This is a genomic window from Pseudomonas sp. MMS21 TM103 (genome assembly GCF_022132145.1).
GTDB lineage: Bacteria > Pseudomonadota > Gammaproteobacteria > Pseudomonadales > Pseudomonadaceae > Aquipseudomonas.
The window spans coordinates 184,016-208,575 of sequence record NZ_JAJISP010000004.1 but is presented as its reverse complement, the minus strand read 5'-3'; the positions used below and the strand labels follow the sequence as shown (position 1 = coordinate 208,575).

Below are 24,560 nucleotides of genomic sequence, written 5' to 3'. Positions count from 1 at the left end.
CAGCTGCTAGAGTTGCGCCCATGAAACTGGCCCGCACCGACCGCTCGCTGATCGCCTGGATGCTGTATTTCAGCGTCCTGTTCAGTGCGCTCGCCTGCAGCATTGGCCACGGCCAGATGGCCGGCCTGCAGCTCAGCGGCCTGGATGGCCAGTACTGCTCCTTCGAGGGCAATTTCGGCGCCGGCGCGGACTTGAGCCGCTCCGGCATCCCGCCACTGAACCCGGCCACGGGTTCCGGTTGCTCGCTCAGCTCGACCTTCAGCGCGATCATCCTCGCCGCCTTTTTCGGCCTGCTCGGGCTGCTCGCGGCCAGTCGTCCGCCGCTGACCGCGCCCGCCCTGGTCGCACGTCCCGTCCGCTATCTCTGGCCCTCGGCCAACCCTCGCGCCTCCCCGCTGCTCGCCTGACTTCGGTAAACCTTCCCGCTTGATGCTGCCCAGGGCAGCCGCTGAGTCGGTTGGCGCCGCGCCGGCGGCCAATCGACGAGTTCGTTATCGCGCGCCGTAGCAGATCGCTCGGCGCCTCCTCCCGATGATTTTTGGAGCGTCCGCATGTTGAAGAAAACCCTGTTCCTGGCTGCACTGCTCGGCACCAGCCTGCTGGTCAACGCCCATGAATACCAGGTGGGCGAGCTGCAGATCGAGCACCCCTGGTCGCGGGCCATGCCGCCGGTGGCACCGACCGCCGCGGTCTACTTCGTGGTGCACAACCAGGGCCTGGAGGCCGACCGCCTGCTCAGCCTGCAGACCCCGGTGGCCGCCAAGGCCGAGATGCACGAGCACGTGCATGCCGATGGGGTGATGAAGATGCAGCAGGTGCAGAGCGTGGCAATCCCCGCCGGTGGCGCGGTCAAGTTCGAGCCCATGGGCTACCACGTGATGCTGTTCGGCCTGCAGCAACAGGCCAAGGTGGGTGAGCGTTTCCCGTTGACCCTGAGCTTTGAAAAGGCCGGCAAGGTCGAGGTGGAGGTTGCGGTGCAAGTCGAGGCGCCCGCAGCCATGGCTGAGCCAACTACCCAGAACACCGCCCATCAGCACTGATGGTGGCTGTCTTGACCGGGAACAAGGAGCGTCCTGGCGCGGCTGCAATAATCGCGACAGGACTCACGGGCGTTGATCCATGCAGACACCAGCACAGCTAGTTAACCGTCGCAGGGGGCTGAGGCCGGCATTGCTGGCCATGCTGTTGCTCTGTGTCGGCCCGCTGCTGTCGCAGTGGCTGGTGCCTGCACCACCGACCGGGTCCGCCGGGCTGGGTTGCAGCGAGCACCCGGCCAGCCAGGTAGCGGGCGCTGACCAGCATCATGGGCATGATCCGCTGTGGGCAAAATGCGGTTACTGCACCCTGTTGTTCAGCAGCCCGGCGCTGGCCAGTCCGGCGCTGGTGCTGCTCGGGTCGGCGCTATTCGCTACGGTCTTTATCGCGGCCGGCGGGTCGCAGCATGCTCCCGCTTCGCCGGTATTCCCCGGTTCGCGCAGTCGCGCACCGCCCTTGCTCGCCTGATCGTAGTTGCTGCTCTCACGTGCCAGCACCGTCTGTAGGACGGCTGTTGCCGGCGCGCTGGATTGTCTCGATCTTGGAAAAATCATGCCTGCCCTTACCTGTCTCCGTGTACCAGGCGCCTTGCGTCTGCCTGTCCCTTTTCGCCTGGCGCCGCTGTGCGCTGTCATGCTGTGCAGCCCTCTGGCGCTGGCCGATGATGCGGCCATCGAACTGCCTCCGCTGGTCATCACTGGGGCCAGCCACCGCTCCCCCCTGATGGTGGTGACCAATCCCAAGCAACCGCGCCAGCCGGTGCCGGCTGCCGATGGCGCCGATTACCTGAAGACCATTCCGGGCTTCAATGCCATTCGCAACGGTGGCGCCAATGGCGATCCACTGTTTCGCGGCATGTTCGGCTCGCGCCTGAATATCCTCATGGACGGCGGCCAGATGCTCGGCGCCTGTCCCAACCGGATGGATGCGCCGACCGCCTACCTGGCGCCGGAGAACTTCGACCAGCTGACCGTGATCAAGGGGCCGCAAAGCGTGCTCTGGGGCCCCGGCGGTTCGGCCGCGACCATTCTCTTCGAACGCGACACCGAGCCCTTCAGCGAGCTGGGCGGGCGTGTCGATGGCAGCATCCTGGCCGGCTCCAACGGCCGCTTCGACCGCCGTATCGACGCCAGCGCCGGAAGCCGCCAGGGCTATCTGCGGCTGCTGGCGAACAAGGCCCAGGCCGACGATTACCAGGACGGCAACGGTGATACGGTGCCGTCGCGCTGGAGCAAATGGAACAGCGATGTGCTGCTCGGCTGGACCCCGGACAACGACAGCCTGATCGAACTGAGTGGCGGCCGTGGCGATGGCGAGGCGCGCTACGCCGGGCGTAGCATGGACGGCAGCCAGTTTCTGCGCGAGAGCCTGGGGGTGCGCTTCAGCAAGGACAACATCGGTGAAGTGTTCCGCTCGCTGGAAGGGCAGGTGTATTACAACTATGCCGACCACGTGATGGACAACTTCAGTCTGCGCACCCCCTCGGGCAGCGGCATGATGGCCAATCCGCTGGCCAGCAATGTCGATCGCCGCACCCTGGGCGCACGCCTGGTCGGCACCTGGGACTGGCAGGCGATCGAACTCAAGAGCGGTGTGGATGGCCAGCGCAACGAGCACCGCAAGCGTGCGTCCAGCTTTAGCATGATGAGCAGCACTTATACCGACTATGACCAGTTCGCCTGGGACAAGGACGCGGTCTTCCACAACTATGGCCTGTTCGGCGAGCTCACCTGGAAAGTCAGCCGTCGTCAGCGCTGGATAGCCGGGGCGCGGCTGGATCGCGCCTCGGTCAAGGATTACCGCCAGACGCTGGGTAGCGGCATGACCCTGCGTGCCAACCCGACTGCCGAGCAAACCCGCCGCGATACCCTGCCCAGCGGCTTTCTACGCTATGAGCGGGATCTCGCCGGCGTGCCCGCGACTGTCTACGCCGGCCTGGGTCACACGCAGCGTTTCCCCGATTACTGGGAGTTGTTCTCCGCCAGCCCCGGCCCCGTCGGTTTTGTCCAGCCGATGGAAAGCCTCGTCCCGGAGAAAACCACCCAGCTCGATTTCGGTGCGCACTACCGGCGCGACAAGCTGGATGCGTGGGCGTCGGCCTACGTCGGCCAGGTGCGCGACTACATCCTGTTCAGCTACGGTCCCGGGGTGATGCCGGGACACCTCCGCTCGCAAGCCAGCAATATCGATGCACGGATCATGGGGGGCGAGCTAGGCGCCAGTTACCGCCTGGACAGCAACTGGAAAACCGATGCCAGCCTGGCCTATGCCTGGGGCAAGAACAGTTCGGACGATCGTCCATTGGCGCAGACACCGCCGCTGGAGGCGCGCTTCGGCCTGGCTTATGAGCGGAGCGACTGGAGTGCCGGGGCGCTGTGGCGGGTGGTTGCCGCGCAGAACCGGGTGGACGAGGGCAAGGGCAACGTGGTCGGCAAGGACTTCGGCAGCAGCAGCGGGTTTGCCGTGTTCTCACTCAACGCGGCTTACCGGTTGACGCCTGAGGTCAAGCTCAGCGCCGGCGTCGACAACCTGTTCGACCGCCACTACAGCGAACACCTGAACCTGGCCGGCAACGCCGGTTTCGGCTTCTCCATGGACGACCCGCAAGCGGTCAGCGAACCGGGCCGTATCCTCTGGAGCAAGCTCGACTTCAGCTTCTGAGGGCGTCGGCCCGCGGCGATGGCTGCTGCCTGCGCAGGTGGCCAGCGCGGCGGCGTCGGCACAGGATGTGGCCGAGCGCCGCGCCAGGCGGCGCTTGTGTGGCGTTTGATCGGGCCACGCCGGGCGCGCGGCTCGCCGCCCGGCTCGCCCTCCTGGCGCGACCAGCTTCAACGGGCTGTCAGGGCCCAGGCTGGTCGTTCATCAGCTTTGTCAGCAGGCCCTCGGCCTTGAGGCTGGCGAACGCGGCGCGGCTACGCGTCACTGTCTCGTCGTCCGTCGAATTGCTGTAGGCCATGTACAGGCCACTGCTGAGTGCGTCCAGGGTGTAGATCCGCTCCAGGCTGGCGAAGTCGACCCCGGCCTCTGCGCACAGCAGCATGGCGTCGCGCTCCGACATGGGTACCAGCAGGACCTGCCGATTGAGCAGGCGCTTGAAGTTTTCGCGGTTGTCTGCGGCGGACACCAGCTTGGTGAATCCCTCGGCCTGCAGGTACTGCTGACGCACGTCGGCGCGCAGCACGCCGATGCTGTAGTGCTTCGCGTCAGTCAGTGAGTGCACCCGAATGTCCGGCTGCCCGCGCAGTTTGTAGAAGTGGTAGTCAATGTGCGTGACCTCGCCCACCCACTTGAACAGCGGCTCGCGTTCCGGCGTGCGGGCGATCAGGTAGATCAGCACATTGGGTTGCTGCAGTGCCATGTCGTAGGCGCGCGCCCAGGGGTAGAGGGTCAGGCTGTAGTCATTGAGTCCGGCGCGCTGCAGCATGGCTTCGACCACCCGCCCCGCCGGCCCGGCCACTTGGCCTTCCTGCAGGTAGCTGTAGGAGGTTTTCTCGGTGACGGCCTTGATGCTTTCGGCCTGACTGCTGGCGCAGGTCATTGCCAGCAGCAGGGCGAACCAGATGGTTGGGCGCAATCTCATGAGGGGCCTCGGTGTGGTTATCAAACGGCGATGCGATCGCGCCCCAGATGCTTGGCCCGGTACAGGGCCTGGTCGGCGCGCAGCATGAGTAAATCGAAATGGTCCATCGTCTCCGGCTCGAACTGGGCGACGCCGATGCTCAGCGTCACATAGGCGGCCACCGGCGAGCTGCTGTGTTCGATCGCCAGCACCGCCAGCTCCTGACGCAGCCACTCTGCGGCCGTGCGTGCAGCAAGCGCATCGGCGCCCGGCAGCAACACGGCAAATTCTTCGCCGCCGATTCGCGCCACCAGTTCGCCGGCGCGGGCGAACACCCGGTTCAGGGTGGTGGCCACCGCTTGCAGGCATTGATCGCCAAGAGCATGGCCATAAGTGTCGTTGTACAGCTTGAAGCAATCCAGGTCGCACATCAGCACCGACAGCGGGTGGCCCAGGCGCAAGGCACGGCGAAACTCGATGTCCTTGAGTTCGTCGAAATGCCGGCGGTTGGCCAGCCCGGTCAGTGGGTCGCTGCGTGACAGTTCCTCCAGGCGCCTATTGGCCGTGCTCAGCTCGGTCGTACGGGCCTCGACCAGTTCGGCCAGGTGGTCGCGGTGCACCGCCAGGTCGTTTTCGTCCTGGCGCTGCCGCTCGAGGTAGGTCGACAGCTTGTCTTGCAGGTCGTTGACACCCGCCTCCAGCAGACTCAGTTCATCGTGGTGCGCCGCTGAGCGCCCGAGGCGCAGGGTCTGCCTGAGATTGGCGGGGGACAGCTGGTTGAGGTGGCGGGCGATGTGCTGCACGTGCACGGTGACCGAGCGATTGAACATCCACATGATCAGCCCCGCCAGCAGCAGCGACTGGATGATCTGGGTGACGACGATGCTGGCCACTTCCCTTTGCAGGCGCTGCCAGAGCAGCGGCTCATCGCCTTCGAGGGTCAGCTCGCCGACCGTCTCGCTGGCACCGGGGTAGGGGGCGTAGATCAGCAAGTGCTGGAGCGTGGGCGCCAGGGCTGAGGTCGAGGGCGATCCGCGCTGCTTCTCGAGTATTTCGGCCGGACGTCCGGCGCGCAGAATCCGCAGCTCCACCCGGCCCACCGGGGCCGCCTGGGCAAGGCTGTCGAATTGGGTCTGCAAGGATTCGCGATCGACTTCCCAGAGCGCCTTGGCCAGCGTGCGCTGGAACACCTGATCGATCAGGGTCAGTTCGCTGGTCATCGCGGCCAGGTTGCTCTGCCATGCCGACCAGGTGCGCACGGCGACCGTGATCAGGGTGAAGACCAGGCAAAACAACAGGGTCGCCAGTACCAGGTGCCGACCAAGCGAGCCCGTGGGCCGGGGGTGGCTCACCTTGCTTGCCGGCAGGCCAAACACGCTACAACCACTTCCTGGCGATGGCGTCGTAGGTGCCGTTGCTGCGGATGGTCTGCAGACCCTGGCGGAAGCGCTCGACGACGGCGTCCGTGGTTTGCAGGCTGAAGGCCATGTTCAGTCCGTCGCCACCGCCGAGGTCGGGCAGGCTCAGCACGGGCACCACCATTGTGGCCGGATCCTCGCCTGCCTGGCGGATCAGATACAGGGCGTTCAGCTCGATGGAGATCCACAGATCGACCCGGCCGAGCTTGAATTTTTCGTAGTTGTATTTGTACTTGTTGTTCGACTGCAGGTTCTTGCCGACCATGAACCCCTTGGCTTCCAGGTACTGCTCGCCGGCGTCGTCCTTGACCGTGGCGATCTGGTACTGGCGCGCCTGGTCGAGGTTGTCGAGGCTGATTTTGCTCTCGGGCCGCGCGTACAGGTACCAATGCATCGGCGCGATCACGCCGACCCACTTGAACAGGCTCTCGCGCTGGGCGGTGCGGGTGATCGAGTAGATCAGCACGTTTTCCGCGTTCTGCGCGATGTCGTAGGCACGTGCCCAGGGCATCGACTGGATACTCGCCTGCAGGCCGATTTCCTTGAGCACGGCCTGCACCACTTCGGTACTCATGCCGGTGAGCTGGCCGTCCCGGGTCATGTTGTAGGGCGGCAGCTCCTCGGTGACGATACGGACTTCGTCGACCGCTCCGGCCACCTGCGCGCAGCTGGCCAGCACAGCTAAGAGCAGGGCGCGGGCACTTGGGCAGGTGAGCATGGACTGTTTCATCGGGTCGGCATTCTCGGCGACAGCAAGTGGCAGATGAGATAGATAACAGAGATAGCCATTATTTAGCCATTATTTTTTCTGATCATCTGTTCAACATGCACCTTGTGTGTCGGCGCCGGACGAGCAAACTACAGGGTACTCAGCCTAACCGCGCCTCCAGGCTGTTCTGCGCCAGGCGTTGGGCTTGCTCTTGGGTCATGCCGAGGCTGTCGTGCAGGGCGGCGAAGTTCTCGGTGACGTAGCCACCGAAGTAGGCCGGATCGTCGGAGTTGACCGTGACCTTGACCCCGCGCTCGAGCATCTCGAGGATGTTGTGCTGGCGCATGTCGTCGAACACCCGCAGCTTGATATTCGACAGCGGGCAGACGGTCAGCGGGATCTGCTCGTCGATGATCCGCTGCATCAGCCGCTCGTCCTCGAGGGCGCGCACGCCATGGTCGATGCGCTCGATCTTGAGCAGGTCCAGCGCCTGCCAGATGTACTCGGGCGGGCCTTCCTCGCCGGCGTGGGCGACGGTCAGGTAGCCCTCGCTGCGCGCCCGGTCGAACACCCGCTGGAACTTGCTGGGTGGGTGACCCATTTCCGAGCTGTCGAGGCCGACGGCGATGAAGGCATCGCGAAATGGCCTGGCCTGCTCGAGGGTGTTGAACGCTTCTTCCTCGGACAGATGGCGCAGGAAGCTGAGGATCAGGCCGTGGCTGATGCCCAGTTGTTTCTCGCCATCGACCAGCGCCTGCTTGATCCCGCGCAGCACCACCTCGAAAGGGATGCCGCGGTCGGTGTGAGTCTGCGGGTCGAAGAAGGGTTCGGTGTGAATCACGTTCTGCGCCTTGCACTTGAGCAGGTAGGCCCAGGTCAGGTCGTAGAAATCCTGCTCGGTGCGCAGCACGTCGGCGCCCTGGTAATAGAGGTCGAGAAATTCCTGCAGGTTGTTGAAGGCATAGGCGCCGCGTAGCGCCTCGACATCGTTCCAGGGCAGCTTGATCTTGTTGCGCGCGGCCAGGGCGAACAGCAGTTCGGGCTCTAGGGAACCTTCCAGGTGTAGGTGCAATTCGGCCTTGGGCAGGGCGTTGAGCCAGTCGTACATGATGAAGTCTCGCTATTGGGCGTGGTTGCTGATGAGTTTAACCGCGTAGGGCGGGTGCAACCCGCCGCATGACAAATTGGCGGGTTGCACCCGCCCTACGGTTCCGTAGATGGCGCATGCGCATTGGCCATCGCTAACCGGCGATCAACTCGCGTGCGGCCTGACGGTGATCGGCGATCAATTGCGCCACGTCCAGGCCTTCGATCTGGCCGTCGATCACCCGCCACTGACCGCCGATCATCATCCGGTCGGCGCGGTCGGCACCGCACAGCAGCAGGGCCGAGAGCGGGTCGTGGCTGCCGGAGAAACGCAGCTCGTCGAGCTTGAACAGCGCCAGGTCGGCCTGCTTGCCGACCGCCAGTTCGCCGATATCGCTGCGCCCGAGCAGGCGTGCCGAGCCTTGCGTGGCCCAGCCCAGCACCAGCTGCGGGGTGATCTTCTCGGCGCCGTAGCGCAGGCGTTGCAGGTACAGGGCCTGGCGCGTCTCGAGGATCATGTTGGAGGCATCGTTGGACGCCGAGCCGTCGACGCCGAGGCCGATCGGCGCGCCAGCCGCCTGCAGGTCGAGGGTCGGGCAGATGCCCGAGGCCAGGCGCATGTTCGAGCTGGGGCAATGGCTGATGCCGGTGCCGGCGGCGCCGAGGCGGGCGATCTCGTCCGGGTTGAAGTGGATGCCGTGGGCCAGCCAGGTGCGCGGGCCGAGCCAGCCGACGCTGTGCAGATAATCCACGGTGCGCAGGCCGAAGCGCTGCAGGCAGAAGTCCTCCTCGTCGAGGGTCTCGGCCAGGTGAGTGTGCAGGCGCACGTCCAGTTCCTCGGCCAGTTCGGCGCTCTGGCGCATGATCTCCGGCGTCACCGAGAACGGCGAGCAGGGCGCCAGGGCGATCTGGATCTGCGCACCGGCGCCGCGCTCATGGTACTGGCGAATCAGGCGCTGGCTGTCGGCCAGGATCACCTCGCCCTGCTGCACCGTCTGCTGCGGCGGCAGGCCGCCGTCGGCCTCGCCCAGGCTCATCGAGCCGCGGGTGAGCATGGCGCGCATGCCCAGCTCGCGCACCGCCTCGACCTGCACGTCGATGGCGTGCTCCAGGCCGTCCGGGAACAGGTAATGATGGTCCGCCGCGGTGCTGCAACCGGACAGCAGCAGTTCGGCCAGGGCCACCTTGCTGGCCAGCGCGAGCTTGTCCGGGGTCAGGCGCGCCCATACCGGATAGAGGGTCTGCAGCCAGGGGAACAGCGGCTGGTTGACCACCGGTGCCCAGGCGCGGGTAAGGGTCTGGTAGAAGTGATGATGGGTGTTGATCAGCCCCGGCAACAGCACATGCTCGCGGGCGTCGAACACCTGATCGCAGGGATGCGAAGGTTGCTGGCCGGCGCCGAGCAGTTCGCAGATCAGGCCATTGTCGATCACCAGGCCGCCAGCGGCGTCGAGCTGGTTGGCGGTGAAGACGGCCAGGGGGTTCTTGATCCAGATGCGGGTAGCTGCCATGGGCAGGCTCCTCTGAGGGTGAGTTCAGGTTAGCCAGCTCAGTGTTGACCCTGTCTGCTGATCCAGGTGCGCCGGATGGCGTGCCGCTGAAGATACCTGTCCTGTCGGTCAGGATCAACCGGTGGCGCGGTTCACCAGGGGATGGCCTGTCCCAGGTAGTCGACGAAATGATGGCCGCCACGCCCGGCATGCCGCTCGATCTGCGTCACCAGGCCGCGGCAGCTGGTGGCTATCTCCAGGCTGGCGCCGGCACCGCCCATCTCGGTCTTGACCCAGCCCGGGTGCAGCGACAATACCGTCGGGCGCGGTTCGGCCAGGCTGCAGACCAGGCTGTTGGTCAGCGAGTTGAGGGCGGCCTTGCTCGCCTTGTACAGCGCCAACTCGGCGCCCTCTGGATTGGCCACGCTGCCGAGCACCGAACTCATGAATGCCAGCACACCGCTAGCCGGGCGGATCTGCTCGATCAGGCGTTCGGCCAGGCGAATCGGCGCGACGGCGTTGGTCATGAACAGCTGGCCCAGTTCGGCGGCTGTGGCCGCGTCGGTCGACTGATGCGCCGGGCCGAGGATGCCGGCATTAATCAGCAGGAGGTCGAAAACCACGCCCTGCAGGCGCCCGGCCAGGGTTTCCAGGGCGGCGCCGTCGTCGATGTCCAGCGTCTCGATGCGCACGCCCGGCACGGCCTGCAACGCCTCGGCGCGTTGCCGGTCGCGCACGGTGGCGATGACCTTCCAGCCATCGGCGTGCAGCTGCTTGACCAGGCCGAGGCCGAGGCCACGGGAGGCGCCGATGATCAGGGCGGTTCGAGTCGAGGTCATGGGGGTTTGCTCCAGGGGGTATGGGTTGAGTCGGGCTGCTTGATACCAGTCGATAAGTCTTGGCGCATTCACCTACAGCCGGCGTAGCGTGCTGCGTCCGCGGCTGATATCGGCCAGCAGCCGCTGCAGTTCGGCGAAACGCGCTTCGGGCACCGCCAAGTGCAGTTCGGCGCCGCTGGCATCGAAGGTCTCGCTGTCCAGCACGGCGTCCAGTTCGCTCAGGCGCGCCTTGAGCAGCGCCAGCTCGGCGAAGCCGCAGTGGCAGGCGCAGCGAGTGCGCGTTACCAGTTCGCGGCGTTGGCCGCCCTGCAAACACTTGTTGGCACTGCCGCCATAGGCGCGGGCCAAGCCGCCGGTGCCGAGCTGGATGCCGCCGTACCAGCGGATCACCAGCACCGCGACCTGGTCGCAGTCCTGGCTTTCGATGGCGGCGAGGATCGGCCGCCCGGCGGTGCCGCCGGGTTCGCCGTCGTCGCTGAACCGGTACTGGTCGCCGACCTTCCAGGCCCAGCAGTTGTGCGAGGCGCCGGGATCGCTGACGCGCGCGATGAACGCCTGCGCCTCGGCGGCGCTGGCCACCGGCGCGGCGAGGGCGAGGAAGCGGCTCTTGCGGATCTCCTCGCGGTAGTCGCAAGGGCCGAGCAGGGTGTAGGGCATCAGGCTGTGGCGGGCGGGGTCAGGCCGCAGCCCTTGAGGATGATGCGCACCAGGTTGTCGCTGGCCACTTCAAAGTCCTGCTTGGTCAGGCGCGTGCGCCCGGTGACCCGGCAGATCTGCGAGGCGAAGTCGGCGTAATGCTGGGTGCTACCCCACAGCAGGAAGATCAGGTGTACCGGGTCGACCGGGTCCATCTTGCCGGCTGCGATCCAGGCTTCGAACACCGCGGCGCGGCCGCGGAACCAGCTCTGGTAGTCCTGGTTGAAGAACGCCGACAGGCACTCGCCGCCGCTGATCACCTCCATGGCGAAGATCCGCGAGGCCTTGGGGTAGCGCCGCGAGAACTCCATCTTGGCGCGGATATAGCGGGCCAGGGCCTCGGCCGGATCGTCATCGACGGTCAGGGTATTGAAGGTGCTGTCCCAGAGATCGAGGATGTTGCCCAGCACCGCCAGGTACAGGCCCAGCTTGTTGTTGAAGTAGTAGTGCAGGTTGGCTTTCGGCAGGCCGACGGTCTGCGCGATGGTGTTCATGCTGGTGCCCTTGAAACCGTGACGGGCGAATTCTTCCTCGGCGGCGGCAAGGATGGCTTCTTCGTTCTTCTGGCGAATGCGCCCGGCCGGCCTGCCGGCGGCATGGGCGCTGTGCGCGGGGACTTCTACGGTCATGGGGCGGTTCCACGGTGGTCAGGTTTTCAGACGACTGCACTGATAACCCACTGTCGCCGAGGTGACAAGCGCAAGGCGCAGAAAAACCGCTGGGGATGTACCCCAATCCAGGTTAGGTACAAGGAATGTGCGGGCGTGGCGAGGTGTCTTGCGCTCTGGCGCCGAGCCCCGGTAGCCCGGCCAGGGTGGCTGCCGCAGATCTTGCGCAAGAACCTAGGCTCTACGGGTGATCTCAGTCACGCGGTTCGGGGGCCGCCTGCGGCTTTGCCTGTTCCTGGCGCCCGCCCAGGTACCAGCCCAACGCGCCCCACGCGGCGGCCAAAGCGGCGCCGACCAGGGCGGCAAGCAATACGCCCTGGCTGAGCAAGTCGAGCAGTGCCTTGGCCCAGGCGCTGACGGCGTCGCCACCGCGATAGACCACGGTGTCGATGAAGTTCTTGGCCTTGTACTTGGCCTGCGCATCGAGGGGGGCGAAGAGCATTTCCCGGCCGGGGCGGACGAAGGCGTACTCGCCGACTCGGCGCACGATCATCAGCGCTGCGAGCATGGCGAAGGTCGGCGCCAGGGCCAGGCCGAGAAAGCCCAGGCAGACCAGTAGCGGCACCCCGGCCAGGAGCACGCGCAGGCCGAATTTCTCCGCCAGTCGCCCGGTGATGAACAGCTGCGCCAGCAGCGACAGTGCCTGCACGCTGAAGTCGATCAGGCCGAACACGCGGATCTGCTGGTTGCGCTCCGGAAAGGTCAGCGCCACCAGGCGCGCCTGCTCGAAATAGAGGAAGGTGCTCGCCGTCGCCAGGAGGATGACGAAGGCGCTGATGCCCAGCAGGTAGGGCGAAGCCAGCACCCGGGTCATGCCGCTGAACGGGTTGCCCGCCACCGGCTCGCGCGGGTTCTCGCTGGGTGGTGCGCCGGGGCGGCCGGCACCGCCTTGGGCGCGCCAGGCCATCAGGTAGTGCTTGGCCAGCACGGCGCCGCCGAGCAGCAGGGCAGCGCAGAAGATCAGGCCGCTCTGGCCGATGGCGTCGACCAGCAGGGCGCTGAGAGCCGGCCCGGCCAGGCCGCCGCAACTGGCGCCGGCGGCGATAAAGGCAAACAGACGCTTGGCCTGGGCCGCATCGAAGACATCGGCCATCAGGCTCCAGGCCACCGAGACCACGAACAGGTTGTAGACCGAGATCCACACGTAGAACAGCCGCGCCGCCCCTATATCGTCGCCGGCCCACTGAAACAGCGCGGCGAAGCTCAGCAGGTTGACGATGAAAAACCCGTACACCCAGTCGATATAGCGTGCCCGCGGCACCCGCGAATTGAGCCAGGCGAACAGCGGCACGGCGACCAGCATGACCAGGAAAGTGGCGCTGAACAGCCACTGCAGGTTCTCCACCCCGCCGCGAATGCCCATCGCTTCGCGGACCGGGCGCAGCATGAAATAGCCGCTGAACAGGCAGAAGAACAGGCCGAAGGCACCCAGCGCGGCGAGCAGTTCGGCCGGTTTGGCATTGATCGCACCGGCCAGGCGTTGGGTTGGGCTCATGGCTGTTCCCTTCAAAGACGGGCCGCATATCTGCCGGTGGACAATGCCCCCCGCACCTATGAAAAGTATCGACCGTGATTTAGCCGAACGCGCGAACGATCCGCTCACGCAGCGCCGCATCCGGCAGGCGGCCGTGGCCGGCCAGCAGGTTGTCGGCCATGTAGCGCGCCTTGGAGGTGGCCGGGATCACCACGGTCACCGCCGGGTTGGCGAGGATGAACTTGAGCAGCAGCTGCGCCCAGGAGGTGGCGTCGACCTCGATCGCCCACTCCGGCAGCGACTTGCCCTCGACCCGCTTGAACAACTGGCCGCGCTGGAACGGCCGGTTGATCAGGGTGGCGATACCGCGGTCGGCGCAGTAGGGCAGCAGACGTTTCTCGGCGTTGCGCTCGGCCACCGAATAGTTGAACTGGACGAAATCCACCGGCTCCTTCGCCAGCACCGCGAGCAGGTCGTCGTGGGCCGACTCGCGGTAATGGGTGATGCCGATGTAGCGCACCTTGCCCTGTTCCTTCAGCTCGCGCAGCAGGGCCAGTTGGGTGCGGGTGTCCTGCAGGTTGTGCACCTGCAGCAGATCGAGCGTGTCGGTTTGCAAGGCCCGCAGGCTGGCCGCGACCTGGGCCAGGCCACGCTCGCGGCCGGTGGCGGACACCTTGGTCGCGAGAAACGCCTTGTCCTGGGTACTGGTGCGCCTGAGCAGTTCGCCGCTGACGGCCTCGGCGTTGCCGTAGCTGGGCGCGGTGTCGATCAGCCTGCCGCCGCTGTTGATAAAGGTGCGCATCACCTCGTCCAGGGGGCTGAGGCTGGCATCGTCGAGGCGGACATCGAAGGTGCGTGAGGTGCCCAGGCCGATCACCGGCAGGCGTTCGTCGCTGCCGGGAATCTGCCGCTGCAGCAACTGCCCGGGATCCAGGGCGAAGGCACTGCGCGCCAACCAGGGCGCGGCAGCAATAAGACTGAGCAGGGCGGCGCTGCGCTGGATGAAGTGGCGACGGCTAGGCATGGCATCCTCGGGGTGACCCGGCATGGGTAACGAGCATAGTTATGTGACCACCCCGCGCGCCACCTGCGCCCGCCCGGTTGTTACCTGGTGTGTCGATGCCCCGAGGCGCCATGGGCGGCGCATCCGGACCGGCCTATGTCATGAATCACCGCCTGATCTGGTAAGTGCCGCGCTGAAGGGGTTCCCTCGCAGCAGGCCGTGCACCCTGGTTGATCGGCACGGCACACAAGCTGGCGGACTGTCGCTGCGCGCCAAGGCCGCCCTTCGGCGACGCCGCTCAGCCGTTCGTCGCCAGTCCCTCGAGAAAGCTCTCCAGCACCAGATGCGGCCGGCGGCCCTTGCGGGTGACGGCAGCCAGGCTGACGTCATAAAAGCGCGAGCTGGCTTTCAGGGCGCGCAGGCGGCCCTGCTGTACCCAGGCCGCGGCATAGTGATCGGGCAGGTAGCCGATGAAACGCCCGGTGAGAATCAGAAAGGCCATGCCCTCACGGTCCGAGGCGCTGGCGGTGCAGTTGAGTGCCTGGTAGTGGCTCTGCACTTCAGGCGGCAGGCGGAAGGTCGGCGCGATGGCGTCCTGGGCATTCAGGCGCTGATCCTCAAGCTGCTGGTCGTCGACATAAAACAGCGGATGGCCGACCGCGCAGTAGAGCAGCGAGCGCTCGTCGTACAGCGCCTGGTAGTCGAGCCCGCTCAGTGCGCCGGCCTGCGGCACCACGCCGATATGCAGGCGGCCGTCGAGCACGCCTTGCTCGACCTCGCTCGGCGGGGTCATGCGGATATGGATGCGCACGTCCGGGCCGCGTTCCTTGAGGCGCGCCAGGGCGTTGGTGATGCGCATGTGTGGCACCGTCACCAGGTTGTCGGTCAGGCCGATATTCAGTTCGCCGCGCAGGTGTTGATGCAGGCCGTTGACCTCGGTGCGAAAGCTCTCCAGCGCCGCCAGCAGTTGCTGGGTCGAGCGGTACACCTCGCGGCCTTCCTCGGTCAGGGCAAAACCCGCGCGCCCGCGCTGGCACAGGCGCAAGCCGAGGCGCTGTTCGAGGTCGCTCATCTGCTGGCTGATGGCCGAGCGGCCGATGCCCAGCACGCTCTCGGCGGCGGAGAAGCCGCCGCATTCCGCCACGCTGCGAAACAGCTTGAGCAGGCGGATATCAAAGTCGCTGACCTGGGCCAGGGGTTCGGGGCGGCGTGTGCTCATTGTTTAGTAGTCGCTTAACTAAAGATAAGAAGAGTATGGTTTTACCGAATGTATGCCCGTGGCACCTTGTCTGGCAACAGATTGGTTTTTATCGTTTCCACAGCCGATCAACAGATACCCAGTTGCTTCCACTTTCCTTGCGAGGCCGCCATGAACATGCCGCAGACCGCCACCCCGTCATTGGCCAGCCAGCTCAAGCTGGATGCCCACTGGATGCCGTTTACCGCCAACCGCAACTTCCAGCGCGACCCTCGACTGATTGTCGCCGCCGAAGGCAGCTGGCTGACCGACGATCAGGGCCGCAAGATCTACGACAGCCTGTCCGGCCTGTGGACCTGCGGTGCCGGTCACTCACGCAAGGAAATCCAGGAGGCGGTGGCCAGGCAGCTCGGCACCCTCGACTACTCGCCGGGCTTCCAATACGGCCATCCCTTGTCTTTCCAGCTGGCCGAGCAGATCGCTGACTTGATGCCGGCAGGTCTGGACCATGTGTTCTTCACCAGCTCCGGCTCCGAGTGCGCCGACACCTCGGTGAAGATGGCCAAGGCTTACTGGCGTCTCAAGGGGCAGCCGGCCAAGACCAAGTTCATCGGCCGCGCCCGCGGCTACCACGGCGTCAACATCGCCGGCACCAGCCTCGGCGGCATCGGTGGCAACCGCAAGATGTACGGCCAGTTCATGGATGTCGACCACCTGCCGCACACCCTGCAGCCGCACCTGGCCTACACCAACGGCATGGCCGCGACCGGCGGCGTCGAGCTGGCCAATGAGCTGCTGAAACTGATCGAGCTGCACGACGCCTCGAACATCGCCGCGGTGATCGTCGAGCCGATGTCCGGTTCGGCAGGCGTCATCGTGCCGCCGGTGGGCTACCTGCAGCGCCTGCGCGAGATCTGTACGCAGCACAACATCCTGCTGATCTTCGACGAGGTGATCACCGCCTTCGGCCGCATGGGCAAGTGGAGCGGTTCCGAGTACTTCGGCGTCACCCCGGACATCATCAACGCCGCTAAGCAGATCACCAACGGCGCCATACCGCTGGGCGCGGTGATCGCCAGCAGCGAGATCTACCAGACCTTCATGCAGCAGCCCACGCCCGAGCACATGGTCGAGTTCACCCACGGCTACACCTATTCTTCGCACCCGGTGGCCTGCGCCGCCGGCCTGGCTTCGCTGGAGCTGCTCAAGCGCGAAAACCTGGTGCAGCAGTCTGCCGAGCTGGCGCCCAAGTTCGCCAACGCCTTGCATGGCCTCAAAGGCAGCAAGCACGTCGTCGACATCCGCAACTGCGGCCTGGCCGGTGCGATCCAGATCGCGCCGCGTGACGGCGACCCGGTGATCCGCCCGTTCGAAATCGGCATGGCCCTGTGGAAGGCTGGTTTCTACGTGCGCTTCGGTGGCGACACCCTGCAATTCGGCCCAACCTTCAACGCCAAGATGGAGGACCTCGACCGCGTGTTCAATGCCGTCGGCGAGACCCTGAATCGCCTGGACTGAAACAATTACAACCGCTGTAGGAGCGGACCACGCCCGCGAAACCCAGCGAATCACGGACTTGGGACTGCGCGTCCCGCCCGCTCCTACAAAAACAGATTAGCTATAGAGGAACACCGCATGAGCCATATCCCGCACCTGATCAACGGCGAACGCGTTGCCGGCACCGGCCGCCACGCCGACGTATTCAACCCGTCCACCGGCGAGGTGATCCACCAGGTCGCCCTGGCCGATCGCGCCACCATCCAGCAGGCCATCGACGCCGCCAAGGCCGCGTTCCCGGCCTGGCGCAAGACCCCGCCGGCCAAGCGCGCCCAGGTGATGTTCCGCTTCAAGCAACTGCTCGAAGAGCACGAAGGCGCCATCGCCAAGCTGATCAGCGAAGAGCACGGCAAGACCCTCGAGGACGCCACCGGCGAACTCAAGCGCGGCATCGAAAACGTCGAGTTCGCCTGCGCCGCCCCGCAAGTTCTCAAGGGCGAATACAGCCGCAACGTCGGCCCCAATATCGACGCCTGGAGCGACCTGCAGCCGATCGGCGTGGTGGCGGGGATTACCCCGTTCAACTTCCCGGCCATGGTGCCGCTGTGGATGTACCCGCTGGCCATCGTCTGCGGCAACTGCTTTATCCTCAAGCCGTCCGAGCGTGACCCCAGCTCGACCCTGTACATCGCCGCCCTGCTGATCGAAGCCGGCCTGCCGAACGGCGTGATGAACGTGGTGCACGGCGACAAGGTCGCGGTCGATGCGCTGATCGAGGCCCCGGAAGTCAAAGCCCTGAGCTTCGTCGGCTCGACCCCGATCGCCGAATACATCTACAGCGAAGGCACCAAGCACGGCAAGCGCGTGCAGGCCCTCGGCGGGGCGAAGAACCACGCGGTGCTGATGCCCGACGCGGATCTGGACAACGCCGTCAGCGCCCTGATGGGCGCGGCCTACGGTTCCTGCGGCGAACGCTGCATGGCCATCTCGGTTGCCGTGTGCGTCGGCGACCAGATCGCCGATGCCCTGGTACAGAAGATCGCCCCACAGATTCACGAACTGAAGATCGGCGCCGGCACTTCCTGCGGCCTCGACATGGGCCCGCTGGTCACCAGCGCCGCCCGCGACAAGGTCAAGGGTTACATCGACGCCGGCGTCGCCGCCGGTGCAGAACTGGTGGTCGACGGTCGCAATCTGAGTGTCAGCGGCAACGAGAACGGCTTCTTCCTCGGTGGCACCCTGTTCGACAAGGTCACCCCGGAAATGACCATCTACACCGACGAGATCTTCGGTCCGGTGCTGTGCATCGTTCGGGTCAACAGCCTGGAAGACGCCATGCAGTTGATCAACGACCACGAATACGGCAACGGCACCTGCATCTTCACCCGCGACGGCGAGTCGGCGCGGCTGTTCTGCGACGAGATCGAAGTCGGCATGGTCGGCGTCAACGTGCCCCTGCCGGTGCCGGTGGCCTACCACAGCTTCGGCGGCTGGAAGCGTTCGCTGTTCGGCGACCTGCATGCCTACGGCCCGGACGGCGTGCGCTTCTACACCCGCAAGAAGGCCATCACCCAGCGCTGGCCGCAGCGCGCCTCGCATGAGGCGGCGCAGTTCGCCTTCCCGAGTAACGGTTAAGAGGTAACCAAGGGCTGGTCGCGAGACCGGCCCTTTTTTTGATTTTTTCGCAGTACAACCTGCCGCGCGGGCGCGGCATTGGTGCAGTGATCCGGCCCGGCCGGTTGCGGCACCCCTTGGGTGAGCGGACTCACGGCCACGTGACCTGCAAGCCCGCTCTCCCAAGGGCAGCCCACTTCAAATAACCAGGGCCAACTTACGGGCGTGCGAGCTAGAGAAAAACCAGGCGAGAACGGCTGAGAAAGCGGAGTTTACGAGTTGTAAATGAGCATTTCGAAGACGTTCTCAACGCAGTTTTTCCGACGCGCAGCCGGCCGTAGGCGGTTCTAAGAAGAGGACTTCCCTGCAATGAATAAACCCCTGATTGGCCTACCCCTGTGCCGCTGGCAGCTGACCGACCGCGACATCGGCTGGTTCCACCTGGTGGGCGAGAAGTACATCCAGTCGGTGACCGGCTACGGTGCCTTCCCGCTGATGATCCCGGCCTTCGCCGACCAACTCGACCTGGACACCGTACTCGACAGCGTCTCCGGCATCATGTTCGGCGGCTCGCTGTCCAACGTGCACCCCAGCTTCTACGGCGACGAACACCCCGGCCTCGGCCTGGCCGACAAGCCGCGTGATGAAACCGTGTTACGCCTGATGCGTGCCTGCATCGAGCGCGGCATTCCCTTCCTCGGCATCTGCCGCGGCGTGCAGGAAATGAACGTGTTGTACGGCGGGACCTTGCACCGCGAGGTCCACGAAGTGGCAGACCGCCTCGACCACCGCGAGCGCAAGGACGTGCCGGACGATGTCGCCTACGGCCCCATGCACAACGTGACCCTGACCGAGGGCGGCCTGCTGCACCAGCTGCTCGGCGAGCGCGAGATCAAGGTCAACTCGCTGCACGGCCAGGGCATCGACCGCCTCGGCGAAGGACTGCAGGTCGAGGCCGTGGCCGAGGACGGGCAGATCGAGGCGCTCAGCGTGATCGGCGCCAAGGCCTTCGCCGTCGGCGTGCAGTGGCACCCGGAATACCGTTATTGGGAGAAGGCGGATTACAACGCGCTGCTGCAGGCCTTCCACGATGCGGCCAAGGCGTATCAGGCGAAGAAGAGCAGGGTGGGGGCGCCGGCCTAAACGCTGCGCCGGTAATCTAGAGCCATAGGCCAGTCGCGAGACTGGCCTTTGGTTTTGTGGGGCGGCGCATGATCCGACCTGCGCTGCGCAGGATTACCAAAAGAACGACTGATTGTGCCCACGCTCCAGCGTGGGCACATCGCCTGTGACGCTCCGCGTCACGGTTTAGGTTGCCGCTCGCCGAGCAAGGATGCGGAGCGTCCAGTGCTGCGTGCCCACGCGGCGCGTGGGTACGATCAAGTTGCTTGAAGCAGATTAGCCGCGGCTAACTATTGCCTCATTTAACGACGAAATTACATTGGATATATATGACTCGTCTTCGCTTACCAATGCCTGGTTTTCACCTGATGAGGTGTTCAAAATCACAGAGTATTTTGCTTTGCTACCTATCCAAACCAGAATTGCTATGGCTAACGCTACTATTCCGGCTACGAACACCCACCCGCTTCCAAACAAACAAGCCAAACCTATGATGGCAATAATAATGGCAGTGCCTCTATCTGGAGGTGTGGCGCCAGACTTTACTGAGGTAACGTTGCTCATTGCATAAGTTTGGCCGTCAACAATAAATCGGCTGTTGCTTACGCTTACATTCCCTTGATTGAAGAAGATTTTTTCGTCCATTTTGATCTCTCGATTTGTGGGTGGTGATTAAGGTCTAACGTTTGGTTAAGGGCGGGCTTTGGCCCGTCCCAGTGAGCGAAGCGAGCGATTTGAACCAGTTGTTATAACTTATGATGGCATTAGATTATTGTTCACGTACTCTTTTTCTTTTATAGATATCACTTCGTTAAATAAGTTTACCACTAGAGGAATTAGAGATTCATGGCATTGCCTCATGAACTCATCAAGGTTAGTGGGCGGTACCACGATTTCAGGAGCGCCTTTGATCGAATAGCTGAAGCTTGCTATTGTAAGTGACTCGCCACTGTTGGATATTGGTATTAGATGCTTGTGCTTTGACCTATTTGAGAGTTCTCTTATTGTTTGAAAGGTTTCACAGTTAATAATTTTGTCGATTGCAGCATGTATTTTCTCATTGCTATATAGCTTTATGTGATCTCCCCATCCTACGTTTTTGTCGTCAATAGACTTCCCTGTTGTTTGCTTATAAATTATGTTCAAGGCATATGGTGCTGCATCGACAATGCAGTGTAGGTTATTAAGAAAGGCTAGAAAATTTGCTTCGTATTGGGTTCTGATGGAGTTGTTGTGGGGTATTCCTGATCTTTCTCGGGTGAGTTTACTTGGGGTTGAATTTTCTAAATACAATTGGTAGTGATATTCGCAATATTCCAATCTTTTGGCCAAAGATTTCAGCGCTAAATCCAGAGATTTAGATTCGTCTCTGTTCAATTCCTTATCAAATAGCTCTATGAGCCTGCTGATGCTAAAGCTGCTCTTCGCCGTGGCCACGGATTATCCCTGAGTTATAACTACTATTAGGCGACATGCCATGTCGCGTTCAAACGCGGCTCGGTGTCGTATAACATTCCTTGTCGTCCTGTAAGTCCTTGATCCGCCTCGATCGGGCCGCAGTAAGCGCGACAGTGATCGAGGGGATACGCGACAGGGGTGACGGCAAGCCCGACTGCCCGACAATTTCACCGGCAGCGCCTGCGACGCTAACCAGTTGCCATCATTCTGTCCATCAGCGGTGTTCGCACATTTCTTCGTTTGTACGGATTCCTGCCCTGAGACTGCGCCGTAGCCAGACTAGAACCTCGCGGAACCGGCGCTCCTGGCGCCTGAGCATAAAGGGGATGTATTTTCTGACTCGTTACCTTCACTTCCCCACCTTTCTATTCCTCACATACAGCGACTCGCCCCCCGTCGCACTGCTGCCGCGCACCTGCAGCTCGAAGCGCTTGGGATGGCCCTTGATCAAGTCGCTGAGTTTCCTGAAGCCATACAGCCGTGCATCGAACGCCGGGCGTAGTTTGCTGATGGTCGAGCCGAGGGAGCCGAGTTGGATCCAGCCGTCCTCGTCGTCGATGTCTTCGATGACCTTGGCGATAAAGTCCACCGGGACCTTCTGCGCTTTCGGTTTCTCAGGCGCCTTGAGCGGTTCGCCGGCTTGTTCGCCTTTCGTGCTTGGCGGGGATTTTTCGTCGCTGCTGGCCGGCTCGGGCTGGGCTTCAACCGCATCGGCGCGGAGGATTTCGGTGTAGATGAACTTGTCGCAGGCCGAGACGAAGGGCTTGGGCGTCTTCTCTTCGCCGAAGCCGTAGACAGTCAGGCCTTCCTCGCGCAGGCGGGCGGCCAGGCGGGTGAAGTCGCTGTCGCTGGACACCAGGCAGAAGCCGTCGAAACGCCGGGTGTAGAGCAGGTCCATGGCGTCGATGATCAGGGCGCTGTCGGTGGCGTTCTTGCCGCGGGTGTAGGCGAATTGCTGGATCGGCTGGATGCTGTGGTCGAGCAGCACCTGTTTCCACTTGCCGAGGTTGGGCTGGGTCCAGTCGCCATAGATGCGCTTGACGCTGGCGACGCCGAACTTGGCGATTTCCTCGAACAGGCCTTCGACGATGGCCGCCGAGGCATTGTCGGCGTCGATCAGCACTGCCAGGAGCTTTTGCTGTTGCGGGGTCTGGGTCTTGCTGGCCATGGGGTCATCCTTGCAGAGGCATGCCTGAACATACTGCGGATGCTGGCAGGGCGCCATAGGCAGTCTTGGGCGATGGTTTGACTGCCGCGCCCGCTTTGGTTCTGCTCGACTGCTGCTACTTGAGCATTGCTCTGGCAGGTCGTAATCTTCCGCTCGCGCAAACAGGGACGATTCGCACAGGGGGGCTCTTTTGCTTTCTGCCTGTTCCTGGCGCGGTCGGCACTGCCGACCCCACCCAGTTGTTCGGTCAACCTGACCGCTAAGGAAAGTACATGCCCATATTCCGTTTACTGTTCGCTTGTGTATTTGCCATCGTTCTCACTGGTTGCGCTTCGCCGGCGAAGATCGAAGGTATGACCGTCAGCGATAACCAAACGCAGGCACTTCAGTTTGACAAGCCGCTGCACGACAACTTGCACCTGAGCGAAGTCAATGGCGGCGACAAGACCAATCCGCTGTGGACATCTGAAATCGACGGGGCCGATTTTCATGCGGCGCTAAGCCAGTCGTTGAATAAAGCCGGTTTGCTGAGCGCCTCCAGCGAAGCACCCTTTACCCTGCGCGCCAACCTGCTGAAGGTCGATCAGCCTCTGTTCGGCCTGGACTTCGAGGTGACAACCGAGGTCGAGTACACCTTGGTGGAAAAGGCCAGCGGCACGGTGTTGTTTCGCGAAACGCTACGCACCCCCTTCACTGCCGGCGTGGGTGATGCCTTCGTGGCGATCAAGCGTCTGCGTTTGGCCAACGAGGGCGCGGCCAAGGAGAACATTGCCGCGCTACTCAAGCGCTTGAGTGAGTTCAAGGTCGAGACCAGCCAGATTTCGCTGAGTCAGTAATAGCGAAGAGGCGGTAAACCAAAAGCCCCGGTCCATGCACCGGGGCTTTTTCGTTGGCGCCGCCAGTTGATTGGAGCGTGGGTCGCCAGGGCATCAGGCCCAACGCCTGGGGTGGCTATCCCGTCGCGATGCCCGGCTATCTGCCATTTGCTTGACCTGTGCCGGGGTACGGCCGGGTGGTTGCGCCTATAGTCGCCGCCCGTCCTATCGAGCAAACCAGGCAAAGGTCTCCCGCCATGCGCGTACTCGCCCTTGTGTTCATCTGTTGCATCGCCAGCCTGGCCCAGGCCAGCGATGAGGCCATGCAGCGTTTTACCCAGCTCAACGCCGACCCGGTGTTGCGCGAGCAGGCCTATGCTGCCGGCCAGGAACGCATGCTGTTCTGCGGCAATTGCCACGGCGAGAACGGCAACAGCAAACGGCCGTACATTCCCAACCTGGCCCAGCAGAACCCGGTGTACCTGTTCAACGCCTTCGAGAAGTTCGCCAGCGGCGAGCGCCAGGACTTCGTCATGTCCAAGCTGGCGCCGACCCTGACCCTGGAGGATAGGGTCAACATCGCTATCTACTTCGGCCAGCAGAAGCTCCTGGCGCAACGCGAACCGGTCGATGCGGCGTTGCAGCAGCAGGGCGAGGTCACGTTCAAGACCATCTGCACCAGCTGCCACGGCGTGCATGCCGAGGGCCGCGACAACACTCCACGCCTGGCCGGCCAGCCCGCCGAGTACCTGCGCAAGGCGCTGACGCGGTTTCGCGACAAGGACCCGAGTCGCGCCGGCTCGGTGATGATGTCGATCGCCGCCGACTTCAGCGACGCACAGATCGCCGCCCTGGCCGCCTATCTGCAGCAGCTGCAGCCCTGATCCGCTTCTTGCCGCGCCCTGCTGCGGCGTGCCTCAACCGTTATTGCGCAGGGGTTCGCCGGCGCGGCGCAGCGGGCCGCAGCTAGCCAGGTCGACCGCGCCGATGTAGGGGTTGCCGTGGCCCATCACGCAGCCGACTTTCTGGTTGCGCCAGCGCTCCCATTCGCTGATCGGGTACTGGCGGTCCCAGGCTTCGTAGGTGCGGCGGTCGAGCTTGGACAGGCGCAGCTTGTAGTGGTCGGCCATGTACAGGTAGATGCGCGCCGAGGCGCCGCGGGCCTGCTCGGGTGGCATGGCGGTTTTCTGCTTGAAGTTGACCACCATGGGGCAGGCGCCGTACTGCTGCGGCTTGTCGCCGAGCATGCCGAGGGCGTAGTTGGAGCGGTCGCCATTCACTTCGCCGATGCTCGGCACCAGGTTGTGCAGGTCGGCTTCGGCGGCCTTGAACAGCGGGTCGCTGCGCGTGCAGTTCTTGCGTCCGCCGTGCTGCCAGCACTGGCGCTGATGACCGATCACCCAGGCGGGTACCACGTGCTCCCATTCCAGGCGCTGTGCGCGGCGTTCCTGCTTGCGCACGCTGTAGCCGCAGCTGGCCAGATCGACGCGCTTGCCTTGGTAGGCGCAGCCGCAATAGAAGGTACTGGGTCGCTCGGCATAGAGCTTCCAGGCGATTTTCTTGGCGGCGGCGAAGTTCTGCGGGGCGTCGGCATGGATGGATACGGCGAACAGCAGGCAGAACAGGGCGATCAGGCGGGACATGGGCGGCTCTAGGCAAAAAGCCGCGGATGATACGTGTTACGAAGCTGGCCGGGGGCCTCTATTCCGGT

24 protein-coding genes are annotated in these 24,560 nt (G+C 63.9%); 9 read left to right on the top strand and 15 right to left on the bottom strand.

The window, feature by feature from the left end; genetic code table 11:
* Positions 1-20 precede the first annotated feature (20 nt).
* The 4 genes from LJY18_RS14405 (at position 21) to LJY18_RS14390 (ending at position 3,696) form a co-directional block, all read left to right on the top strand.
* Positions 21-407, top strand: a complete 387-nt coding sequence (locus LJY18_RS14405) for a DUF2946 domain-containing protein (RefSeq protein ID WP_238042511.1) — start codon at positions 21-23, stop codon at positions 405-407.
* Positions 408-551: 144 nt separating this feature from the next.
* The gene (locus LJY18_RS14400; RefSeq protein ID WP_238042510.1) at positions 552-1,040 is read left to right on the top strand and encodes a copper chaperone PCu(A)C; all 489 of its coding nucleotides are present in this window, start codon (positions 552-554) and stop codon (positions 1,038-1,040) included.
* 139 nt (positions 1,041-1,179) lie between these two features.
* Positions 1,180-1,503, top strand: coding sequence for a DUF2946 domain-containing protein (locus LJY18_RS14395; RefSeq protein ID WP_238042509.1), 324 nt, complete (start codon positions 1,180-1,182; stop codon positions 1,501-1,503).
* Between the two features lie 84 nt (positions 1,504-1,587).
* Positions 1,588-3,696: a TonB-dependent copper receptor gene (locus tag LJY18_RS14390; protein ID WP_330872757.1), complete on the top strand. Its 2,109-nt coding sequence runs from the start codon at positions 1,588-1,590 to the stop codon at positions 3,694-3,696.
* 178 nt (positions 3,697-3,874) lie between these two features.
* Here LJY18_RS14390 and LJY18_RS14385 read toward each other — a convergent pair whose 3' ends face one another.
* From LJY18_RS14385 to LJY18_RS14335, 11 genes are all read right to left on the bottom strand, one after another.
* Positions 3,875-4,615: a substrate-binding periplasmic protein gene (locus LJY18_RS14385; protein WP_238042507.1), complete on the bottom strand. Its 741-nt coding sequence runs from the start codon at positions 4,613-4,615 to the stop codon at positions 3,875-3,877.
* 20 nt (positions 4,616-4,635) lie between these two features.
* On the bottom strand, positions 4,636-5,946 hold the full coding sequence (locus tag LJY18_RS14380) for a GGDEF domain-containing protein (RefSeq protein WP_238042506.1): 1,311 nt from the start codon (positions 5,944-5,946) through the stop codon (positions 4,636-4,638).
* A gap of 25 nt (positions 5,947-5,971) precedes the next feature.
* A complete protein-coding gene (locus LJY18_RS14375) occupies positions 5,972-6,730 on the bottom strand; it encodes a substrate-binding periplasmic protein (protein ID WP_238042505.1) in 759 nt (252 codons plus the stop codon).
* Between the two features lie 151 nt (positions 6,731-6,881).
* On the bottom strand, positions 6,882-7,829 hold the full coding sequence (locus LJY18_RS14370; protein ID WP_238042504.1) for an adenosine deaminase: 948 nt from the start codon (positions 7,827-7,829) through the stop codon (positions 6,882-6,884).
* A gap of 133 nt (positions 7,830-7,962) precedes the next feature.
* Positions 7,963-9,318, bottom strand: coding sequence for an 8-oxoguanine deaminase (locus LJY18_RS14365; protein ID WP_238042503.1), 1,356 nt, complete (start codon positions 9,316-9,318; stop codon positions 7,963-7,965).
* A 131-nt stretch (positions 9,319-9,449) separates the two neighbouring features.
* The gene (locus tag LJY18_RS14360) at positions 9,450-10,136 is read right to left on the bottom strand and encodes an SDR family oxidoreductase (protein ID WP_238042502.1); all 687 of its coding nucleotides are present in this window, start codon (positions 10,134-10,136) and stop codon (positions 9,450-9,452) included.
* Between the two features lie 72 nt (positions 10,137-10,208).
* A complete protein-coding gene (locus tag LJY18_RS14355; RefSeq protein WP_238042501.1) occupies positions 10,209-10,793 on the bottom strand; it encodes an IMPACT family protein in 585 nt (194 codons plus the stop codon).
* Positions 10,793-11,461, bottom strand: coding sequence for a TetR/AcrR family transcriptional regulator (locus LJY18_RS14350; RefSeq protein ID WP_238042500.1), 669 nt, complete (start codon positions 11,459-11,461; stop codon positions 10,793-10,795). Before LJY18_RS14350 ends, LJY18_RS14355 begins: the two co-directional genes overlap by 1 nt.
* 232 nt (positions 11,462-11,693) lie before the next feature.
* Positions 11,694-12,995 (bottom strand): NTP/NDP exchange transporter, encoded by a 1,302-nt coding sequence (locus LJY18_RS14345; RefSeq protein ID WP_238042499.1) that lies wholly within the window; start codon positions 12,993-12,995, stop codon positions 11,694-11,696.
* A gap of 79 nt (positions 12,996-13,074) precedes the next feature.
* Positions 13,075-13,998, bottom strand: a complete 924-nt coding sequence (locus tag LJY18_RS14340; RefSeq protein WP_238042498.1) for an aldo/keto reductase — start codon at positions 13,996-13,998, stop codon at positions 13,075-13,077.
* 277 nt (positions 13,999-14,275) lie between these two features.
* Positions 14,276-15,196, bottom strand: coding sequence for a LysR family transcriptional regulator (locus tag LJY18_RS14335; protein ID WP_238042497.1), 921 nt, complete (start codon positions 15,194-15,196; stop codon positions 14,276-14,278).
* A gap of 150 nt (positions 15,197-15,346) precedes the next feature.
* Between LJY18_RS14335 and LJY18_RS14330 the strand changes: the two genes are divergently transcribed.
* From LJY18_RS14330 to LJY18_RS14320, 3 genes are all read left to right on the top strand, one after another.
* Positions 15,347-16,693 carry an aspartate aminotransferase family protein gene (locus LJY18_RS14330; protein WP_238042496.1) on the top strand — a complete coding sequence of 449 codons (1,347 nt, stop codon included), beginning with the start codon at positions 15,347-15,349 and terminating at the stop codon, positions 16,691-16,693.
* 117 nt (positions 16,694-16,810) lie between these two features.
* Positions 16,811-18,307: a CoA-acylating methylmalonate-semialdehyde dehydrogenase gene (locus LJY18_RS14325; protein ID WP_238042495.1), complete on the top strand. Its 1,497-nt coding sequence runs from the start codon at positions 16,811-16,813 to the stop codon at positions 18,305-18,307.
* 348 nt (positions 18,308-18,655) lie between these two features.
* Positions 18,656-19,429 (top strand): gamma-glutamyl-gamma-aminobutyrate hydrolase family protein, encoded by a 774-nt coding sequence (locus tag LJY18_RS14320; RefSeq protein ID WP_238042494.1) that lies wholly within the window; start codon positions 18,656-18,658, stop codon positions 19,427-19,429.
* A gap of 255 nt (positions 19,430-19,684) precedes the next feature.
* Here the strand turns inward: LJY18_RS14320 and LJY18_RS14315 are convergent, their stop codons facing one another.
* From LJY18_RS14315 to LJY18_RS14305, 3 genes are all read right to left on the bottom strand, one after another.
* Entirely contained in the window at positions 19,685-20,053 is a 369-nt protein-coding gene (locus tag LJY18_RS14315) for a DUF6232 family protein (protein ID WP_238042493.1), read from the bottom strand.
* A gap of 108 nt (positions 20,054-20,161) precedes the next feature.
* A complete protein-coding gene (locus tag LJY18_RS14310) occupies positions 20,162-20,845 on the bottom strand; it encodes a hypothetical protein (protein ID WP_238042492.1) in 684 nt (227 codons plus the stop codon).
* Positions 20,846-21,215: 370 nt separating this feature from the next.
* Complete coding sequence (locus LJY18_RS14305) at positions 21,216-22,034, bottom strand: NYN domain-containing protein (RefSeq protein ID WP_238042491.1); 819 nt, start codon at positions 22,032-22,034, stop codon at positions 21,216-21,218.
* A gap of 272 nt (positions 22,035-22,306) precedes the next feature.
* Between LJY18_RS14305 and LJY18_RS14300 the strand changes: the two genes are divergently transcribed.
* Together LJY18_RS14300 and LJY18_RS14295 are read left to right on the top strand one after the other, a co-directional pair.
* Positions 22,307-22,870, top strand: coding sequence for a hypothetical protein (locus tag LJY18_RS14300; RefSeq protein WP_238042490.1), 564 nt, complete (start codon positions 22,307-22,309; stop codon positions 22,868-22,870).
* A 236-nt stretch (positions 22,871-23,106) separates the two neighbouring features.
* Positions 23,107-23,733 (top strand): c-type cytochrome, encoded by a 627-nt coding sequence (locus tag LJY18_RS14295; RefSeq protein ID WP_238042489.1) that lies wholly within the window; start codon positions 23,107-23,109, stop codon positions 23,731-23,733.
* Positions 23,734-23,766: 33 nt separating this feature from the next.
* Here the strand turns inward: LJY18_RS14295 and LJY18_RS14290 are convergent, their stop codons facing one another.
* Positions 23,767-24,492, bottom strand: a complete 726-nt coding sequence (locus LJY18_RS14290) for an endonuclease (RefSeq protein ID WP_238042488.1) — start codon at positions 24,490-24,492, stop codon at positions 23,767-23,769.
* Between the last annotated feature and the right edge of the window lie 68 nt (positions 24,493-24,560).

Bases quoted from the DNA above. Each gene is read 5' to 3' on its own strand.
- LJY18_RS14405 (WP_238042511.1), top strand. From the start codon at position 21: ATGAAACTGGCCCGCACCGACCGCTCGCTGATCGCCTGGATGCTGTAT.
- LJY18_RS14400 (WP_238042510.1), top strand. From the start codon at position 552: ATGTTGAAGAAAACCCTGTTCCTGGCTGCACTGCTCGGCACCAGCCTG.
- LJY18_RS14395 (WP_238042509.1), top strand. From the start codon at position 1,180: ATGCTGTTGCTCTGTGTCGGCCCGCTGCTGTCGCAGTGGCTGGTGCCT.
- LJY18_RS14390 (WP_330872757.1), top strand. From the start codon at position 1,588: ATGCCTGCCCTTACCTGTCTCCGTGTACCAGGCGCCTTGCGTCTGCCT.
- LJY18_RS14385 (WP_238042507.1), bottom strand. From the start codon at position 4,615: ATGAGATTGCGCCCAACCATCTGGTTCGCCCTGCTGCTGGCAATGACC.
- LJY18_RS14375 (WP_238042505.1), bottom strand. From the start codon at position 6,730: ATGCTCACCTGCCCAAGTGCCCGCGCCCTGCTCTTAGCTGTGCTGGCC.
- LJY18_RS14370 (WP_238042504.1), bottom strand. From the start codon at position 7,829: ATGTACGACTGGCTCAACGCCCTGCCCAAGGCCGAATTGCACCTACAC.
- LJY18_RS14365 (WP_238042503.1), bottom strand. From the start codon at position 9,318: ATGGCAGCTACCCGCATCTGGATCAAGAACCCCCTGGCCGTCTTCACC.
- LJY18_RS14360 (WP_238042502.1), bottom strand. From the start codon at position 10,136: ATGACCTCGACTCGAACCGCCCTGATCATCGGCGCCTCCCGTGGCCTC.
- LJY18_RS14355 (WP_238042501.1), bottom strand. From the start codon at position 10,793: ATGCCCTACACCCTGCTCGGCCCTTGCGACTACCGCGAGGAGATCCGC.
- LJY18_RS14350 (WP_238042500.1), bottom strand. From the start codon at position 11,461: ATGACCGTAGAAGTCCCCGCGCACAGCGCCCATGCCGCCGGCAGGCCG.
- LJY18_RS14345 (WP_238042499.1), bottom strand. From the start codon at position 12,995: ATGAGCCCAACCCAACGCCTGGCCGGTGCGATCAATGCCAAACCGGCC.
- LJY18_RS14340 (WP_238042498.1), bottom strand. From the start codon at position 13,998: ATGCCTAGCCGTCGCCACTTCATCCAGCGCAGCGCCGCCCTGCTCAGT.
- LJY18_RS14335 (WP_238042497.1), bottom strand. From the start codon at position 15,196: ATGAGCACACGCCGCCCCGAACCCCTGGCCCAGGTCAGCGACTTTGAT.
- LJY18_RS14330 (WP_238042496.1), top strand. From the start codon at position 15,347: ATGAACATGCCGCAGACCGCCACCCCGTCATTGGCCAGCCAGCTCAAG.
- LJY18_RS14325 (WP_238042495.1), top strand. From the start codon at position 16,811: ATGAGCCATATCCCGCACCTGATCAACGGCGAACGCGTTGCCGGCACC.
- LJY18_RS14320 (WP_238042494.1), top strand. From the start codon at position 18,656: ATGAATAAACCCCTGATTGGCCTACCCCTGTGCCGCTGGCAGCTGACC.
- LJY18_RS14315 (WP_238042493.1), bottom strand. From the start codon at position 20,053: ATGGACGAAAAAATCTTCTTCAATCAAGGGAATGTAAGCGTAAGCAAC.
- LJY18_RS14305 (WP_238042491.1), bottom strand. From the start codon at position 22,034: ATGGCCAGCAAGACCCAGACCCCGCAACAGCAAAAGCTCCTGGCAGTG.
- LJY18_RS14300 (WP_238042490.1), top strand. From the start codon at position 22,307: ATGCCCATATTCCGTTTACTGTTCGCTTGTGTATTTGCCATCGTTCTC.
- LJY18_RS14295 (WP_238042489.1), top strand. From the start codon at position 23,107: ATGCGCGTACTCGCCCTTGTGTTCATCTGTTGCATCGCCAGCCTGGCC.
- LJY18_RS14290 (WP_238042488.1), bottom strand. From the start codon at position 24,492: ATGTCCCGCCTGATCGCCCTGTTCTGCCTGCTGTTCGCCGTATCCATC.